We start from the raw sequence: 16326 nt of genomic DNA on the forward strand, positions 1-16326 counted from the left end.
GCGGTGCGGGGACCTGGGGATCGGTTGGGAGCACACGGGAATCTCCTCGGGGTTCGCCTAGCCGTTCGGCTTCAGACGCGCCATCGCTGCTCGTACGACGAGGCTTCCCAGCCTGCTCGTGACGAGTTCCAACACGATCGCCTCGATGACGAGCGAACGCACGGACGCGGGTGCGGGTGCCAAGACGTGCCTCCTGGTGATGAACGACTACCGTGCTCATCGGAGTGCCACTCCCGGTATTAGCCGTATTGATCGTTGTCACCCGAAGGAAGTATTCATGCCGGGCCACGTCGTGGTGGTGGGCGCCGGTCTCGCCGGGTTGTCCGCCGCGTTGCACCTGCAGGGCACCGGTCGCCGGGTGACCGTTCTGGAGGAGGCCTCCGTTCCCGGCGGGCGTGCCGGGACCGTGGAGGTCGGCGGGTTCGTCGCCGACAACGGGCCCACGGTGCTGACGATGCCGGAGTACCTCGACGAGGCGTTCGACGCTGTGGGAGAACGGCTTTCGGACTGGCTGACGCTCGATCCGGTCGTTCCCGCCTACCGCGCGCGGTTCGCCGACGGGTCGCGGATCTCGGTGCACACTGATGCCGTCGCCATGGAGGACGAGGTCCGGACCGTCTGCGGCGCAAGGGAAGCCGTCGGCTACCGGGAGCTGCGGCGGTGGCTGGGTGACCTGTACTCGGTGCAGCGCGAGCACTTCATCGGGGCCAACTTCGACTCGCCGTTCGACCTGGTGCGCCCAGAACTGTTGCGGCTCGCTGCGTTGGGCGGGTTCGGGCGGCTGGAGTCGCAGCTGCGGCGGTTCCTACGGGACGAACGGCTGATCCGGCTCTTCTCGTTCCAGGCCTTGTACGCCGGTGTGCCACCGCAGCAGGCCCTCGCGGCGTACGCGGTCATCGCGTACATGGACACCATCGCCGGCGTGTACTACCCACGCGGCGGGATGCACGCGGTGCCGCGGGCGTTGGCTGCTGCTGCGACGAAGCACGGCGCGTCGTTCCGTTACGACGCAACGGTCACACGGCTGGAATGGAGCGGCGCGCGCGTGGTGGCTGTGCACGCCGGTGAAGAGCGCATCGCGTGTGACGCCGTCGTACTCGCGTGTGAGTTGCCGGACGCCTACCGCTTGCTGGGCAAGTCGCCGCTGCGCTTGCTGCCACGGCGGTGGTCGCCGTCCGCCGTCGTGCTGCACGCGGCGACGGACCGCACGTGGGACCTCGGGCACCACAACATCCTGTTCGGGCGGGCGTGGCGGGGGACGTTCGACGAGATCGTCCACAAGGGACGGTTGATGGCCGACCCCTCCCTGCTCGTCACGCACGCCCAGAACGGCCTGCACTACGTGCTGGCACCAACGCCCAACCTGGGGGTGGGGCCCGTCGACTGGCGGCGCGTCGGCCCCCGGTACCGCGACGAGCTGGTGCGCACGCTGGAGGCACGAGGCCTCGACGGCTTCGGCGCGGCGGTGCGTGACGAGGTGCTCGTGACGCCACCCGACTGGGGCAACGCGGCGGGCACGCCGTTCGGCCTGGCGCACACCTTCGCGCAGACCGGCCCGTTCCGGCCGCGCAACGTGGTGCGGGGCGCCGAGAACGTGGCCCTCGCCGGCGCGGGCACGACGCCAGGCGTCGGGGTGCCGCCGGTGCTGATCTCGGGGCGGCTCGCCGCGAGGCGGGTTGACGCGATGCGCTCCCGCTGACGCTCGGGCGCGCGGCCGGGTGACGTGCGGCGTCGCCGGTGCGGGCGCGACGCCCGGTGCCGCCGACCGGCAACCCGCGAGGTGGCCGGTGAGCTCCGGCCACCTCCCGAGTCAGGCCGCTAGGCCGGCACCAGCTCCCACTGCTGCCAGGTGTTGCCGAAGTGCGTGGTCATGAACACCCAGCCGGCGCCCGGCGTCACGAACTCGTCCGGGTTCAGCGCGTTGCGCAGCCTGGCCGACCCGAGCCTGGTCGGCTCGATCGACCAGTGCTGTCCCGCCTCGCCGGCGGCGCACTCCGCCGTCACCTCCGGCTCGATGGCCTCACGATCCCGCAGCGAGACGCACTTGCTGTTGGCGATGCTGCGGAAGGCGGTCCTGCCTCCATTGACCTCGATCCGCTGGAACTTCTGCGCCGGCGTGTCCGCGCACGGTGTCGGCACCAGCTTGGTGCCCGCCAGCGCGAGGCAGCCCGACCTCTCTTCTGCCGAGCGGATCCGCACGACCTGACCGGCGGTGTCGGGCAGCGGCTGCCGGGTTCCGACCGTGCGCAACTCCCACCGCTGCTCGGCGGGCTCGCCCCAGGTGACGATCAGCACGTCCCGTTCGCCGCTCGACCAGGTCAGCGCCCTCAGGAACGCCCCGTTGTCGCCGAACGCGACGCGGGTGGCACCGGACGCGTCCGGCTGGACCGCGGCGAATCCCGCCGGGTCCTCGTCGTCGCAGTAGGAGAAGCCGTACCGCTCGCTCAGGCAGTCCCTGATCGCGATGTTGCGGACCAGGTTCCTCCCGCCGCCCACCGGCACGAGCTCCCACTGCTGCGCCGCGGAGCCGTCGCACGGCAGGATCGTCGTGCTGCCCGGCCCGGGCCCGGTGGCCCCCAGGCACTCGCCGTACAGGACGCTCCTGATCTCGATGATCTTGTTGCCGTCTTGCGCCGCACCCGCGGGTGCGACCGTCACCGCCCCCAGGGCCATCGCGACCAGCGCGATGCCCAGCGATTTCATCCCCATGCCTCGACGCTAGCGGGCACCCCTAACAGAAAATCGCGGTTAGGGCGGGCGAGACGATCTCCGAATCGAGGTCCGACTAGGCTTGTGGGGCGTCGTCCTCAGGGCCGTGCGCGCTACTTGACGGCACGACCGGGGAGTAGTAGCGCACAGTGTTGGGACCCTACGGCGTGGCTGCTGGACCGACGCACCGCCGGTGCTTACCGTCCAGCAGGAACATATGGGGTTGACATAACTCTGGACCTCGACGAGAGGTTGAGAGTTTCAATCCGGGTGCATCCCCACCCAGCACCACAGCACGGACCACGATCAGGAAGGCGGATCCGATGACGCCCCCGCACAACTACCTCGCGGTGATCAAGGTCGTCGGCATCGGTGGTGGCGGCGTCAACGCCGTCAACCGCATGATCGAGGTCGGGCTCAAGGGCGTCGAGTTCATCGCGGTGAACACCGACGCGCAGGCCTTGCTGATGTCTGATGCCGACGTCAAGCTCGACATCGGCCGTGAGTTGACCCGCGGCCTCGGCGCCGGCGCGAACCCCGAGGTCGGGCACAAGGCCGCGGAGGACCACCGCGAAGAGATCGAGGAGGTCCTCAAGGGGGCCGACATGGTCTTCGTGACGGCCGGTGAAGGCGGCGGCACAGGTACCGGCGGCGCGCCCGTCGTGGCCTCGATCGCCCGCAAGCTCGGCGCGCTGACCATCGGTGTGGTGACGCGCCCGTTCTCCTTCGAGGGCAAGCGCCGCGCCAAGCAGGCCGAGGACGGCATCCAGGCGCTGCGCAACGAGTGCGACACGCTCATCGTCATCCCGAACGACCGGCTGCTGCAGCTCGGCGACATCGGCGTGAGCCTGATGGATGCCTTCCGCTCGGCGGACGAGGTGCTCCTCTCCGGTGTCCAGGGCATCACCGACCTGATCACGACCCCCGGTCTGATCAACCTGGACTTCGCCGACGTCAAGTCGGTCATGTCCGGCGCGGGCTCTGCGTTGATGGGCATCGGCTCGGCCAGAGGTGAGGGCCGGGCGGTCCAGGCGGCCCAGAAGGCCATCAACTCGCCGCTGCTGGAAGCGTCGATGGAAGGCGCCCACGGCGTCCTGCTCTCCATCGCCGGTGGCTCCGACCTCGGACTTTTCGAGATCAACGAGTCGGCGTCGCTGGTCCAGGAGGCCGCGCACCCGGACGCGAACATCATCTTCGGTACGGTCATCGACGACTCCCTCGGCGACGAGGTGCGCGTGACCGTCATCGCCGCGGGCTTCGACGGCGGCGGACCGACGCACAAGAAGCTGGAACCGACGGCGCTGTCCTCGCCGCCCCGGACGGCTTCCGGGCCGATCGCCTCCGCCACGGCGGCGCCGGTCGCGCACGTGCAGCAGCCGGTCGCCGCGCCGCCACCGCCGCCGGTGGTCCAGGCCCCGCCGGTGCAGCCCGCCCCGGTGCAGCCCGCTCCGGTCCAGCAGGCTCCGGTGCAGCAGCCGCCCACCACCGTGCCGCCGCAGCCCTCGCCGGCTCAGGGGAACGGGTACGTGCCGTCGGTGCCCCGGTCGCTGTCGCCCAACGGGTCGTTGCCGTCTCGGCCGGTGCCGGTTACCGATGACCCGGACGACGAGGTGGACGTGCCGCCGTTCATGCGCCGGTGACGTTTGCCTGACTGGTGACGTCGCTGTTCTGATCTTGTCGGACCCCCTGAGTAGCGTTTGGGCTCAGGGGGTCTTCCTTTTGAGGGGACCCCTGCGTGAGCTTGCCTGTGAGGGTGGGTGGGTTGTTGGGGTGCGCGTCGGTTGGGTGGGTCGTCCCCCTGTTGCGTTGGCGGCCGGCGGTTTGTGCGTCCGTGGGGTGGGTGCGGTTGTGCGGGCGGGTTCCTGTTTCGTGCGCGGGGCGCTGCCCCGGACCCCGCCAATCTGATCAAAAGCCGGGGCCAGCGCCGTTCGCGGGTAGATGGCACGCCTGTTGCTCACGGCGGCTGCCTGTTTCGTAGGTTGGTTGCGTTGGTGGGGTGGCTTCGTCACGAGTCGAGCCAGGAGCGGGCCACATCAGAGGAGGGGTGTCAAACCGCCGAAGAGCGTGGCGGTTTGACACCCCTCCTCTGATGCAGCAAGTGCTGTGGCACGACTCGTGACGAAGCCACCCCACCCGGCGCGCTTGGGAAAGACGGCTCGCCTTCGGCATCGCGGCTGCGGTCGGGCGTGCTCGGTGTGCGCGCTCTGTCGGGCTCGCCTTCGGCTTCGCGGCTTGTGGTGGCTCGCCTTCGGCATCGCGGTTGGTTCAGGGCCCGGCCCGCCCGCTGCCGTAGCTGAGCCCAGCGCTGCCGACCCCAGAACTGTCAGACCCCCTCGGTACGTTGGGTCGCGGGGGATCCCGGACCCGAGGGGACCCCTGCGCGAGCCTGCTCGTGGTCCCGCACGGGGTTGGGTGGCGTGCGAACTAGGGTGTAGGCGTGCGCATTCGTCGTGTTGTCACCACCCGCGCCGGTGGCGTGTCCAAGGCGCCCTTCGACTCGTTCAACCTCGGCGACCACGTCGGGGACGACGAGGCAGCCGTCGAGGCCAACCGGGGCAGACTCGCCGAGGGGATCGGGTTGACGCCCGACCGGTTGGTCTGGATGGAGCAGGTGCACGGCCGGACCGTCGCCACCGTGGACGGGCCGCAGGCCGAGCCGCTTGAGGCCACTGATGCCGTTGTGACGAAACAGGCTGGTCTCGGGCTCGTCGTGCTGACCGCCGACTGCGTGCCGGTGTTGCTCGGCGACCAGGAGGCCGGCGTGGTCGGGGCCGTGCACGCCGGGCGGGTCGGGGCTCGGGTCGGGGTGGTCGTCGAGGCGCTCAAGGCGATGATGGCGCTCGGCGCGGACCTTGATCGGATCGAGGTGCTGCTCGGGCCCGCGGTGTGCGGTGAGTGCTACGAGGTGCCCGCGGAGATGCAGCGGGACGTCGAGAAGCACCTGCCCGGGAGCGCGTCCAAGAGCAGGAAGGGGACGCCCGCGCTGGATCTTCGGGCCGGGTTGTGGAACCAGCTCGCCAGCGCGGGGGTCGGGAAGATCGGCGTCGACCCGCGGTGCACGTTCGAGGAGAAGGACCTGTTCAGCCATCGGCGGCAGGCGCCTACCGGGCGGCTCGCTTCGGTGGTCTGGGTGGAGCCGTGAACCGGCGCGACGAGCTGAAGGCCAACCTCGAAGAGGTCGAGGAACGCATCGCGAAGGCGTGCGAAAGCGCGGGAAGGCCGCGTGCCGAGGTGATGTTGCTCGCGGTGACGAAAACCTGGCCCGCGAGCGACGTGGAGATCCTTTACGAGCTCGGCCTCAGGAACTTCGCGGAGAACCGCGACCAGGAGGCCGGCGAGAAGGTCGGCCAGTTGAGACACCTCGAAGAGGCTCGCTGGCACATGGTCGGGCGGCTGCAGCGGAACAAGGCCAGGTCCGTCGTCGAGTGGGCCGGTCAGGTCGACTCCGTGGACAGCGTCCGGCTGGCCGAGGCACTGGCCAGGGCGGCGCACGCGAAAGGCCGGACTCTCGACGTGTTGTTGCAGGTCAGCATCGACGGGGACGTGTCACGCGGGGGTGTGGCGATCGCGGACGTCGGCGAACTCGCTGGCGTGATCACTCGTTCGGGTGATCTTATTCTCCGAGGTGCGATGACTGTCGCGCCTTTGACGATGAAGCCATCGCAGGCGTTTCAGGCGTTGGCATCGGTGGTATCAGGCCTACGTGATGATCATCCCACTGCCACTCAGGTGTCAGCGGGAATGAGTGGTGACCTGGAAGATGCCATCTCGCACGGATCGACCTGTGTGCGTGTCGGAACGGCGTTGCTCGGCGGCCGGCGACTAACCTCGCCTTAGGTTGTCGGGAACCTCGGGACCGTCCGCACCGTCCCTAAGAGTGGGGAACCGCCGAGGAGGGGCTGGAATGAGCGCTTTGCACAAGCTGAAGGCCTACTTCGGGATGGTCCCCGCCGAGTACGCAGACGACCCCGGCTACGACGACGACCGCGGTCGCTACGGCGACTACCGGTCCGAGTACGCGGCCGAGGCAGACGACTACGACCCGTACCCGCGACGCAATCGCGTGTTCACACCGGGCCGGTCGGAGCTCCAGGGCTCCGGGTACCGGGCCGACATCGACGAGTCGGACGACTACGAGCCGGAGTCGCGGCGCGGGGGCAGCCCCTCGAGCACGCGTCGCTGGAGCGCCGATGCACCCGTGCACGGCGCACTCGCGGTCGAGCCGCAGCGCGAGCCCGTGAGCAGGCTGCGTCCGGTCGCCGAACCGGCAGGCAACCCGTTGGCGCGCATCACGACGCTTCATCCCCGCAACTACAGCGAGGCGCGCACGATCGGGGAGCACTACCGCGACGGCACCCCGGTGATCCTGAACCTGACCGACATGGACGACGCGGACGCGAAGCGTCTCGTCGACTTCTCGGCCGGACTCGCGTTCGCTCTGCGCGGCTCCATGGACAAGATCACAAGCAGGGTGTTCCTTCTCTCACCGCCGAACGTTGACGTCACGGCGGAGGACCGCAGGAAGCTGGCCGAGGGCGGGTTCGGGAACCACGGTTAGAGTTGACCCGTGGCCCCCATCCTGCTCGTCATCTTCTACGTCCTGTTCGCGTTCTCCCTGTTCCTGACCGCGCGTGTCGTGGTCGAGATGGTGAGGACGTTCGCGAGGGATTGGCGCCCGGCGGGCGGCGTAGCCGTGACGCTCGAAACCGTATACACGGTCACCGACCCACCGGTCCGTGCGCTCCGTCGGGTGATCCCGACTGTGCGGATCGGGGGCGTCGGGCTGGACCTATCGATTATTGTGCTGTGGCTAGTCGTTATCATTCTGATGCGATTCGCAGATCCCAGGTGACGGGGAACCGTGGGATGACCGCAGCCCAGGAGTGCGAGAGGTGATCCGATGCCGTTGACCCCCGCTGACGTGCACAACGTCGCGTTCAGCAAGCCGCCGATTGGCAAGCGGGGCTACAACGAGGACGAGGTGGACGCGTTCCTCGACCTGGTTGAGGGCGAGCTGGCCCGCTTGATCGAGGAGAACAACGACCTCCGTCAGCAGGTCGAGCAGCTCGACCAGCAGCTCGAGACGTCGCGCGCCGACCTCGACGACGCGCGTGCGAAGGCTTCGTCCGCCCCGATGACGACCCGCATGCCGGTCGAGGAGCCGCGCCGCCTGGCGCCGGTCCCGCCGCCGTCGGTCATGGAGCAGACGTCCCCCGGTGGTGGCGGAGACCACCACGTGCAGGCCGCGAAGGTCCTGGGTCTCGCCCAGGAGATGGCGGACCGGCTGACCGGCGAGGCCAAGGCCGAAGCCGACGGCATGCTGTCCGAGGCCCGCACGAAGTCCGAGCAGCTGTTGTCCGAGGCTCGCGCCAAGGCCGACACGATGGTCAACGAGGCGCGCACGCGTGCCGAGACCATGCTCAACGACGCGCGGACGCGTTCGGAGACGCTGGAGCGGCAGGCCCGTGAGAAGGCCACCGCGCTGGACCGTGACGCGCAGCGCAAGCACGCTGAGGTGATGGGCAACATCACCCAGGAGAAGAACACGCTCGAGAAGCAGATCGACAAGCTGCAGACGTTCGAGCGCGAGTACCGCACGCGACTGAAGACGATGCTCGAGTCGTCCCTGCGCGACCTCCAGGACCGCGGCCCGGCCGCTCCGTCCGAGGGCCGCTCCCAGGGCTACTCCTTCGGCGCACGCGCCGAAGCGGGCTGAACTACTGTTCGCTAGGTGCTCTTCGTAGTTCTACTTCTGGTGCTGGCTGCCCTCGGGCTGCTCGTTCCTGCGCTGACCACGTCCGACACGATCTGGGCGTGGTCGTCCGTGGGCGCGAGCGTGCTCGCCGCCCTGGTCCTCGCTTGGGACTGGTGGCGGAGGCGACCGGGGGACCCCGCAGCCGACGCGCAGAGTGTAGATCAACAGGCTGTAGCTGATGATCAACGGGTAGTCGTAGCGGCAGAAGCCGACACGCCGCCCGCTGACGAGGAACCACCGGAAGAGGACACCGACGCGGCGGACCTGCTCGTCGTGGCCGATCTGGTGGACGAGGTCCGGGTGCTGGACGAGCGGCCCCGGTACCACCTGAGCTCGTGTTCCTGGCTTGCCGGGAGGCCCACGCTGGGCCTCCCGGTGCAGGAGGCACGGCAGTTGCAGTTCACGCCTTGCGCCTTGTGCACCCCTGATGCGGTGCTGGTGCGCAGGAGCCGTACCGCGTCGTGAGAGACGCGGTTCGATCACACCGCAGACGAACGGCTGTTCCGGCTCACGCCGCGCGCGTCAGCGCCGGTAGCTGAGCTTCGCCCGGAACGTGCTGTTCGGCTGGTCCAGGTAGTGGTGCTCGACGTTGCCGTCGAACTCCGAGATCCGGCCCCCGGCGTCGTAGGCGATGTGCGTGACGTCGAAGTCGCCCGCGTCGTCGTACCACCCGAAGCCCTTGTTCACGACCAGGACCCGCTGGTCCTCGAAGTGTCCTTCGCCGATGCGCTCACCGTCGTGGCGGAACAGCCTGATCTCGATGAAGTCCCACCCGTTGGCGGACTCGCCGTAGATCCGGATCGAGTTGTCCGGCGCCGGGAACTCGTGGACTCCCATGAGCGCGGGTGGCGTCCACGAGCCCGAACGGCCCTGGGTGGGCCACGCGCCGGGGTCGGAGTCCCAGATCAGGTAGTCGGTGTCGGCCGCGGTGGCCGGTGCGGCGGTGGCGACCAACAGGGCCGCGGCGAGCAGGGCGGCGCGCATCAGGCACCCCGCACGTAGTGGAACTTCGCGCGGAACGCGTTGTCAGGGCGATCGCCGCAGCGGTGTTCTACGGAACCGTCGAGGGCCAGGACGATGCCCTGCTCGTTGACGTCGAGGCGGTCGATCGTGAAGTCGGCCGCGTTGTCGTAGCAGCCGAGGCCCGCGCTGATGATCAGGGCTTTCTGGTCGGTGTAGGTGCCCGTGGTGATCGGGTTGCCGTCGTGGCGGAAGAGTTCGACCACGTGGTAGGTCCCTGCCCGCTCGACGTCGATGTGCAGGTTGTTGTCGTCCCACGGCCGCCGGCTGACGATGAACTCCGCCTGTGGCGCCGACCAGTCGCCGCTGGTGGCGGTGACCGGGAAGGCGCCCGCCTCTGCGTCGAACACGAACCTCGACGGCTCGCCGGCGGAGGCGACACCCGCCCCCAGAACGAGAAGTGCGCAGGTCAAAGCAACGACACGCATCTGATCCCCCAGAAGAGATGGTCTCTGTGGGGCCAGTCTCGCGGAGATCGGGACGCTCAGGCCATGCGTGCTTCTACTCAGAGCACGATCGGGCGGGCGCCGTGGGCCGTCACGAGGCCTGGGAGGCGCTCACGGCTCGTGACGACGACTCGGCAGCGTGGGGTGCCCGGTAGTAGTGGCACGACCTGCGCGGTGTTGGCGGCGTTGTCGAGCACGATCAGCATTTGGCGGTCGGCGAGCAACGTGCGGTAGAGCGCTGTCTGCGCGTGTGGCTCCGGTGGGATGTTGTCGGTGCCCAACGCCGTGATGAACTCCCGCACGACGTCGGCCGGGTCGGAGTCGGCCAGGTCCACGAACAGCTGGCCGTCCGGGTAGCCGGAGACGTGCGCGTGTGCCCAGTGCAGTGCCAGCCGCGTCTTGCCGGACCCAGGCGGTCCGGTGATCGTCACGATCGGTCCGTCCAGGTCGAGGGCTGCGAGCTCGGCCGTCCTGCCGGTGAAGTCCGATGGGGCGGCGGGGAGTTGGCGCGGATTCCACTGAGGACGCAGGGAGGCGTGCAGGTCGCGCAACGCCGGACCGGGGTCCAGGCCCAGTTCGTCCGCCAACCGATTGCGCAGCCTTGAGTAGTAGGCGAGCGCATCGGTGCGTTGGCCGGCGCCGATCAGGGCGCGCATCAGTTGCCCCGCGAGGCGTTCGTCCAGTGGGCGAAGGGACGTGCGGGCGGTGAGGTCGGCGATGAGGGTGGAGTTTTCGCCCGACGCCAGGCGTGCGTCGGTGTGGTCGAGTTCGGCCGCCGTTATCTCGCCTGCCAACGCCTCGCGCAACGAGTCGAACCACGCGCCGTGCAGGCCCGAGAACGGTTCGCCGCGCACGAGTGAGAGGGCCTCGTCTGGCCGTCCGAGTGCCACGAGAGAGCGGAACCGGTGCAGATCGATGGACGCGGGATCGGCCTCCAGCACGTAACCACCGGAGCGGCGCACGATCGGCACGCCGGCCAGCGCTGCCCGCAACCTCGACACGTAGCTGTAGAGCGCGGCCTTCGCCTGCCGCGGCGGCGCGTCACCCCACACCCGCGCCAGCAGCTTGTCGACGCCTACGACCTGGTTGACGTCCACCAGCAGCACGGCCAGCACGCTCAGCTGCCGTGCGTGCCCCACGTCGACGAGGTCAGCGCCGGAACGGACCTCAGGTGCGCCGAGGAGGGAGAACTTCACCGGTCCAGGAACAGCAACGTGATCAGCAACGCCAGCAGCACCAGGTCCACCACGATGCCCTTGGGCTTCGAGTCGTACCGCAGGCGCGTCACGGTGGCGCCGACCATCAGCAGCCCGAGCCCGACCGTGGCCGCGTGCGCCACCCACTCCCAGCTGACCAGCCCGACCACCAGGCCGGCCGCGCCCGCCCACTCCAGCGCGCCGATGGTGCGCCACAGGGCCGGGTTCATCCGGAAGTGGTCGCGGGCCTCGAGTGACGCCTTCGCGCCGAACAGCTTGCCCGCGCCCGTCGCCACGAACAGCACGGCCAGCAAGATCGACAACGCGATGGTCAACGTCATCGGGCGAGCATACGGTTTGCGCCTGCGGTTACCCTGTAACTCACAGGCACCGATCCGGCCATCACCGGGGAGCCTCCGGAAGAACGGGCGCAAGCCTCAGTAGAACCGGACGGGACCGGCCCGTCACAGCCGAAGAACGAGAGGCTCGCCCTTCAGGGCGGGCAAGCGGGGTGGTACCGCGGCAGGCCGAGCCACATCGGCGTGTCGTCCTCGCGTGTCCAGCGTGACGCGAGGAGCAGTGGAGATGGCCTACCCCAGGGCCGGTGCGCACGAGGTCCCGGCACAGCCGTCCTTTCCGAACCTTGAGCAGGGCGTGCTCGGGTACTGGAAGGACGACGAGACCTTCCAGGCGAGCATCGACCGCAACCCGGCCGGTGAGCACGGCGAGAACGAGTTCGTCTTCTACGACGGCCCGCCGTTCGCGAACGGCCTGCCGCACTACGGGCACCTGCTGACCGGCTACGTCAAGGACGTGGTGCCGCGCTACCAGACGATGCGCGGCAAGCACGTCGAGCGCCGGTTCGGCTGGGACACGCACGGCATGCCCGCCGAGTACGAGGCGGAGAAGCAGCTCGGCATCACGCAGAAGCACGAGATCGACGAGCTCGGCATCGAGAAGTTCAACGAGGCGTGCCGCACGTCCGTGTTGCAGTACACGGACCAGTGGCGCGACTACGTGACGCGCCAGGCTCGCTGGGTCGACTTCGACAACGACTACAAGACGCTCGACCTCGACTACATGGAAAGCGTCATGTGGGCGTTCAAGGCCTTGTGGGACAAGGGCTTGATCTACGAGGGCTTCCGGGTGCTCTGGTACTGCTGGCGCTGCCAGACGCCGTTGTCCAACACCGAGACCAAGATGGACGACGCCTACCGCGACCGGCAGGACCCCGCCGTCACGGTGGCGCTGCGCCTCGAGTCCGGCGAGAATGCCCTGGTCTGGACGACCACGCCGTGGACGCTGCCGAGCAACCTGGCCGCGGCCGTGCACCCGGACGTCGACTACGTGACGGTCGTGGGTTCGGACGGCGACAAGTACCTGCTGGCCGAGGCCCGCGTCGCGGCGTACGCGCGTGAGCTGGGCGAGGAACCCGAGGTCGTCGCCCGCTACAAGGGCTCGGACCTGGTCGGCAAGAAGTACCTGCCGCCGTTCGACTTCTTCGCAGGCCGCGAGAACGCGCACCAGGTCCTGACGGCCGACTACGTCACCACCGACGACGGCACGGGCATCGTCCACATCGCACCGGCGTTCGGTGAGGACGACAAGGTCGTGACGGACGCGGCGGGCATCGAGGTCGTCGTGCCGGTCGGACCGGACGGCAAGTTCACCGCGGAGGTCGCGCCGTACCAGGGCGTGCACGTCTTCGAGGCGAACAAGCTGATCATCCGCGACCTCAAGGACGCGGGCCTGCTGCTGCGCCACGAGACCTACGACCACCCGTACCCGCACTGCTGGCGCTGCCAGAACCCGCTGATCCAGCGCGCGCTGTCGGCGTGGTTCGTCGCGGTCACGCAGTTCAAGGACCGGATGGTCGAGCTCAACCAGCAGATCAACTGGGTGCCGGGCCACATCAAGGACGGCCAGTTCGGCAAGTGGCTCGAGAACGCGCGCGACTGGAACATCTCGCGCAACCGGTACTGGGGCTCGCCGCTGCCCGTGTGGACCTCGGACAACCCCGAGTTCCCCCGCACGGACGTGTACGGGTCGCTGGACGAGCTGGAACGCGACTTCGGCGTGCGCCCGGACAACCTGCACCGGCCGTTCATCGACGAGCTGACCCGGCCGAACCCGGACGACCCGTCCGGCCGGTCGACCATGCGCCGGATCCCGGACGTGCTCGACTGCTGGTTCGAGTCGGGCTCGATGTCGTTCGCGCAGGTGCACTACCCGTTCGAGAACGCCCAGTGGTTCGAGGAGCACTACCCCGGGAACTTCATCGTCGAGTACAACGGGCAGACGCGTGGCTGGTTCTACACGCTGCACGTGCTCGCGACGGCGTTGTTCGACCGGCCCGCGTTCCGCGACTGCGTGGCGCACGGGATCGTGCTCGGTGACGACGGCCAGAAGATGTCCAAGTCGCTGAAGAACTACCCGGACGTCAACGAGGTCTTCGACCGCGACGGCTCGGACGCCATGCGCTGGTTCCTCATGGCGTCGCCGATCCTGCGCGGTGGCGACCTGGTCGTGACCGAGCGCGGCATCCGCGACGCGGTGCGCCAGGCCGTCCTGCCGCTGTGGAACTCCTGGTACTTCCTGGCGTTGTACTCCAACGCCGCAGGGAAGGAGGGCACGTGGCGCGTCGACTCGAAGAACGTGCTCGACCGGTACGCGCTGGCGAAGACGCACGACCTGGTCCGCGACGTCCAGGCCGCCATGGACGTCTACGACATCTCCGGTGCGTGCCAGCTGGTGCGCGAGTACCTGGAGGTGCTGACGAACTGGTACGTGCGCCGGTCGCGGCAGCGGTTCTGGGACGGCGAGCAGGACGCGATCGACACCCTGCACACCGTGCTGGAGGTCGTCACGCGCGTGGCGGCGCCGTTGCTGCCGTACACGACCGAGGTCGTGTGGCGCGGGCTGACCGGCGGCCGTTCCGTGCACCTGACGGACTTCCCGTCGGTGTCGGACGTGCCGGCGGACGACGCGCTGGTGGCGGCGATGGACGAGGTCCGCGACGTGTGCTCGACGGCGTTGTCGCTGCGCAAGGGCAACAAGCTGCGCGTGCGCCTGCCGCTGGCACGCCTCACGGTCGCCTCGCCGGTGGCGGGCTCGCTGGAGGACTTCGCCGAGATCGTGCGCGACGAGGTCAACGTCAAGGAGGTGTCGCTGTCCACCGACGTCGACACCTACGGGCAGTTCCAGCTGGTCGTGAACGCGCGCGCGGCCGGGCCGAGGCTCGGCCCGAACGTGCAGAAGGTCATCAAGGCCGTCAAGGCCGGCGACTGGTCCGAAGTGGACGGTCGAGTGGTGGCCGCCGGCGTCGAGCTGTTCGAGGGCGAGTACGAACAGCGCCTGGTGGCAACGGATCCCGCCGCCACGGCCGCGCTGCCGGGTGGTGCCGGTGTCGTCGTGCTCGACACGGTCGTGACGCCGGAGCTGGAGGCCGAGGGGCTCGCGCGCGACCTGGTGCGCGTGGTGCAGCAGGCCCGCAAGGACGCTCAGCTCGACGTGTCCGACCGGATCACGCTGACGCTGGACCTGCCGGACGAGGTGCGTTCCGCGGTGGAGCCGCACCTGCCGTTCGTGCAGTCGGAGACGCTGACGTCGTCGGTGGTGTTCGGCGAGGGCACCGCCGAGGGCTCGGTCGGTGACGGCGTCAAGGTCAAGGTCGCGGTCGCCAAGGCGTAAGTACGGCGCTACGGGGCGGCGTGGTGGGTTTCCCACCGCGCCGCCTTTTTGCATGCAACACCTCGTGCCGAGGCGGGCACCTCCAGGCGAACGGTCGATCTCTTCGAGATGGGGTGGCACGTGGTTTCTGGGGGATGGCGCCTGGCGGCAGGCGTCGCGGTGCTGATGTCGAGTGCGTTGGTCGCACCCGTCGCCGCACAGGCGGACACGGGGTGCGAGTGGATCAGGACGGACGTGACTTTTCCCGCCGGGGTGCGGCCGGGCGGCCTTCTCATCGGTGAGGGCGACTGGATGACGTCGACCAACTGGAGTGCGACGGCTGTCGTCTGGCACCAGGAGGTACCGGCGACGGTGGTGTTCCCGGAGGTGCGGGGCGTTTACGACATCACCGGGGACGGTGTGTTGCTCAGCAGCGGTGAGAGCGGGTTGTGGCGAGGCGGGGAGAAGCTCGAGCCGCTGCCCGGCGGGCCGCGTCCGGCGGCACGCGCGATGAACGCCGGCGGTGACGTCGTCGGCAGATCGGGCGACGCGCTGGTGGTGTGGCCTGCCGGGTCCACCTCGCCGCGGGTGCTCGAAGGCACCGACGACGGCCGCAAGTGGTGGGCGACCGGGATCGACGACGCGGGCAACGTCATCGGACAGGTCGACGGGGAGCAGGACAGCGGTTACGTGTGGGGTCCGCAGGGTGGGCGGACCGAACTCCAGCCGTTGGAGGGACACGACGAGGCGTCACCGAGTCTGGTCCACGACGGCCGCGTCTACGGGACGTCGGTGCTGAGCGGTTCCCAGGTCGCGGTCGAGTGGGACCTGAACGGCGAGATCGTCCGCACCTTGCCCGGTGGTGGTGCCGCCGTGGCCGCCAACGACGCGGGCGACCTGCTGATGCGGGGTGAGTCGTTGGTGTTGCGCGGGAACGGCCGGGTCGACCCGTTGCCCTCCGACGTGTTCCCGGACGTGCTCACCGAGAGCGGTGACGTGTTCGGGGGCCGCTACTTCGACGGTCCTGTGAAGCTGCGCTGCTCCTGACGCTTCATCGCCACGCCGACCACCCGCCGCACCAGCCGGACCCACGGGGACCACCGGGCCGGTGCGGCGGGTTCGTGTCCGGCCGCGCGTTCGAACCCGTCGAACAGGTCCTCGATGCACGCGTCGTGCAGCCACCGGACCACCAGCACCCAGCGCAGCCACGGCACGAGCCCGAAGTCGCCGACCAGCTCGTGCCGGATGACGTCGCCCGACGCCGAGAGCGTGTGCGACCCGGTGAGCCGGGTGAACTCGAAGGTGATCGACTCGCCGGGGACGAAGGCCGTGCAGCGGTACCGGATCGGGCCGTGCCCGCCGTCCGCGCCGACACCCAGCGGCCGGTCGAACTCCTGCCTGCCCCACGCGGGCGGCCAGAGCTCCTGGATCCGGTCGACGAACGGGCCCGCGGGCACGCCGAGATCGCGGGTGTGGACGTTCCTGACCATGAGAAGTCCCCTTCCATACGCTGCCGTATGTTCGACAAACG

17 protein-coding genes are annotated in these 16326 nt (G+C 69.2%); 10 read left to right on the top strand and 7 right to left on the bottom strand.

Annotated features, from left to right (window positions below; all coding sequences use genetic code 11):
* Window positions 1–57: 57 nt before the first annotated feature.
* Window positions 58–183 (bottom strand): hypothetical protein, encoded by a 126-nt coding sequence (locus tag ACQEU1_RS35555; protein WP_319977335.1) that lies wholly within the window; start codon window positions 181–183, stop codon window positions 58–60.
* Between the two features lie 94 nt (window positions 184–277).
* Between ACQEU1_RS35555 and crtI the strand changes: the two genes are divergently transcribed.
* Window positions 278–1699, top strand: a complete 1422-nt coding sequence (gene crtI, locus ACQEU1_RS35560) for a phytoene desaturase family protein (protein WP_433211048.1) — start codon at window positions 278–280, stop codon at window positions 1697–1699.
* Window positions 1700–1818: 119 nt separating this feature from the next.
* Here crtI and ACQEU1_RS35565 read toward each other — a convergent pair whose 3' ends face one another.
* Complete coding sequence (locus tag ACQEU1_RS35565; RefSeq protein WP_433211051.1) at window positions 1819–2709, bottom strand: RICIN domain-containing protein; 891 nt, start codon at window positions 2707–2709, stop codon at window positions 1819–1821.
* A 323-nt stretch (window positions 2710–3032) separates the two neighbouring features.
* Between ACQEU1_RS35565 and ftsZ the strand changes: the two genes are divergently transcribed.
* The 7 genes from ftsZ (at window position 3033) to ACQEU1_RS35600 (ending at window position 8929) form a co-directional block, all read left to right on the top strand.
* Window positions 3033–4349 (top strand): cell division protein FtsZ, encoded by a 1317-nt coding sequence (ftsZ, locus tag ACQEU1_RS35570; protein ID WP_433211054.1) that lies wholly within the window; start codon window positions 3033–3035, stop codon window positions 4347–4349.
* Window positions 4350–5146: 797 nt separating this feature from the next.
* Window positions 5147–5851 (top strand): peptidoglycan editing factor PgeF, encoded by a 705-nt coding sequence (gene pgeF / locus ACQEU1_RS35575; RefSeq protein WP_433211057.1) that lies wholly within the window; start codon window positions 5147–5149, stop codon window positions 5849–5851.
* Window positions 5848–6546 carry a YggS family pyridoxal phosphate-dependent enzyme gene (locus tag ACQEU1_RS35580; RefSeq protein ID WP_433211060.1) on the top strand — a complete coding sequence of 233 codons (699 nt, stop codon included), beginning with the start codon at window positions 5848–5850 and terminating at the stop codon, window positions 6544–6546. The genes pgeF and ACQEU1_RS35580 overlap by 4 nt, the downstream gene beginning before the upstream one ends.
* Before the next feature lie 67 nt (window positions 6547–6613).
* Window positions 6614–7267, top strand: coding sequence for a cell division protein SepF (locus ACQEU1_RS35585; RefSeq protein ID WP_433211063.1), 654 nt, complete (start codon window positions 6614–6616; stop codon window positions 7265–7267).
* Window positions 7268–7285: 18 nt separating this feature from the next.
* On the top strand, window positions 7286–7561 hold the full coding sequence (locus ACQEU1_RS35590) for a YggT family protein (protein WP_382440120.1): 276 nt from the start codon (window positions 7286–7288) through the stop codon (window positions 7559–7561).
* A 48-nt stretch (window positions 7562–7609) separates the two neighbouring features.
* Window positions 7610–8425: a DivIVA-like cell division protein Wag31 gene (gene wag31, locus ACQEU1_RS35595; protein ID WP_433211066.1), complete on the top strand. Its 816-nt coding sequence runs from the start codon at window positions 7610–7612 to the stop codon at window positions 8423–8425.
* A 15-nt stretch (window positions 8426–8440) separates the two neighbouring features.
* Complete coding sequence (locus ACQEU1_RS35600; RefSeq protein ID WP_433211069.1) at window positions 8441–8929, top strand: hypothetical protein; 489 nt, start codon at window positions 8441–8443, stop codon at window positions 8927–8929.
* Window positions 8930–8986: 57 nt separating this feature from the next.
* Here the strand turns inward: ACQEU1_RS35600 and ACQEU1_RS35605 are convergent, their stop codons facing one another.
* The 4 genes from ACQEU1_RS35605 to ACQEU1_RS35620 all read right to left on the bottom strand — a co-directional run bounded on the left by ACQEU1_RS35605 (window position 8987) and on the right by ACQEU1_RS35620 (window position 11467).
* Complete coding sequence (locus ACQEU1_RS35605) at window positions 8987–9448, bottom strand: hypothetical protein (protein WP_433211072.1); 462 nt, start codon at window positions 9446–9448, stop codon at window positions 8987–8989.
* Window positions 9448–9912, bottom strand: a complete 465-nt coding sequence (locus tag ACQEU1_RS35610; protein WP_433211075.1) for a hypothetical protein — start codon at window positions 9910–9912, stop codon at window positions 9448–9450. The genes ACQEU1_RS35605 and ACQEU1_RS35610 overlap by 1 nt, the downstream gene beginning before the upstream one ends.
* Before the next feature lie 77 nt (window positions 9913–9989).
* On the bottom strand, window positions 9990–11126 hold the full coding sequence (locus tag ACQEU1_RS35615; protein WP_433211078.1) for a BTAD domain-containing putative transcriptional regulator: 1137 nt from the start codon (window positions 11124–11126) through the stop codon (window positions 9990–9992).
* Window positions 11123–11467 carry a DoxX family protein gene (locus tag ACQEU1_RS35620; protein ID WP_433211081.1) on the bottom strand — a complete coding sequence of 115 codons (345 nt, stop codon included), beginning with the start codon at window positions 11465–11467 and terminating at the stop codon, window positions 11123–11125. The genes ACQEU1_RS35615 and ACQEU1_RS35620 overlap by 4 nt, the downstream gene beginning before the upstream one ends.
* 244 nt (window positions 11468–11711) lie before the next feature.
* On the opposite strand from ACQEU1_RS35620, the gene ileS reads away from it, so the two are divergent.
* Both ileS and ACQEU1_RS35630 read left to right on the top strand, forming a co-directional pair.
* Window positions 11712–14816 carry an isoleucine--tRNA ligase gene (gene ileS, locus ACQEU1_RS35625; RefSeq protein WP_433211084.1) on the top strand — a complete coding sequence of 1035 codons (3105 nt, stop codon included), beginning with the start codon at window positions 11712–11714 and terminating at the stop codon, window positions 14814–14816.
* A 120-nt stretch (window positions 14817–14936) separates the two neighbouring features.
* The gene (locus ACQEU1_RS35630; RefSeq protein WP_433211087.1) at window positions 14937–15842 is read left to right on the top strand and encodes a hypothetical protein; all 906 of its coding nucleotides are present in this window, start codon (window positions 14937–14939) and stop codon (window positions 15840–15842) included.
* Here ACQEU1_RS35630 and ACQEU1_RS35635 read toward each other — a convergent pair.
* Entirely contained in the window at window positions 15806–16285 is a 480-nt protein-coding gene (locus ACQEU1_RS35635) for an SRPBCC family protein (RefSeq protein ID WP_433211090.1), read from the bottom strand. The genes ACQEU1_RS35630 and ACQEU1_RS35635 overlap by 37 nt on opposite strands.
* Window positions 16286–16326 lie beyond the last annotated feature (41 nt).

The organism is Lentzea sp. CA-135723 (assembly GCF_050936595.1).
Classification (GTDB): domain Bacteria; phylum Actinomycetota; class Actinomycetes; order Mycobacteriales; family Pseudonocardiaceae; genus Lentzea.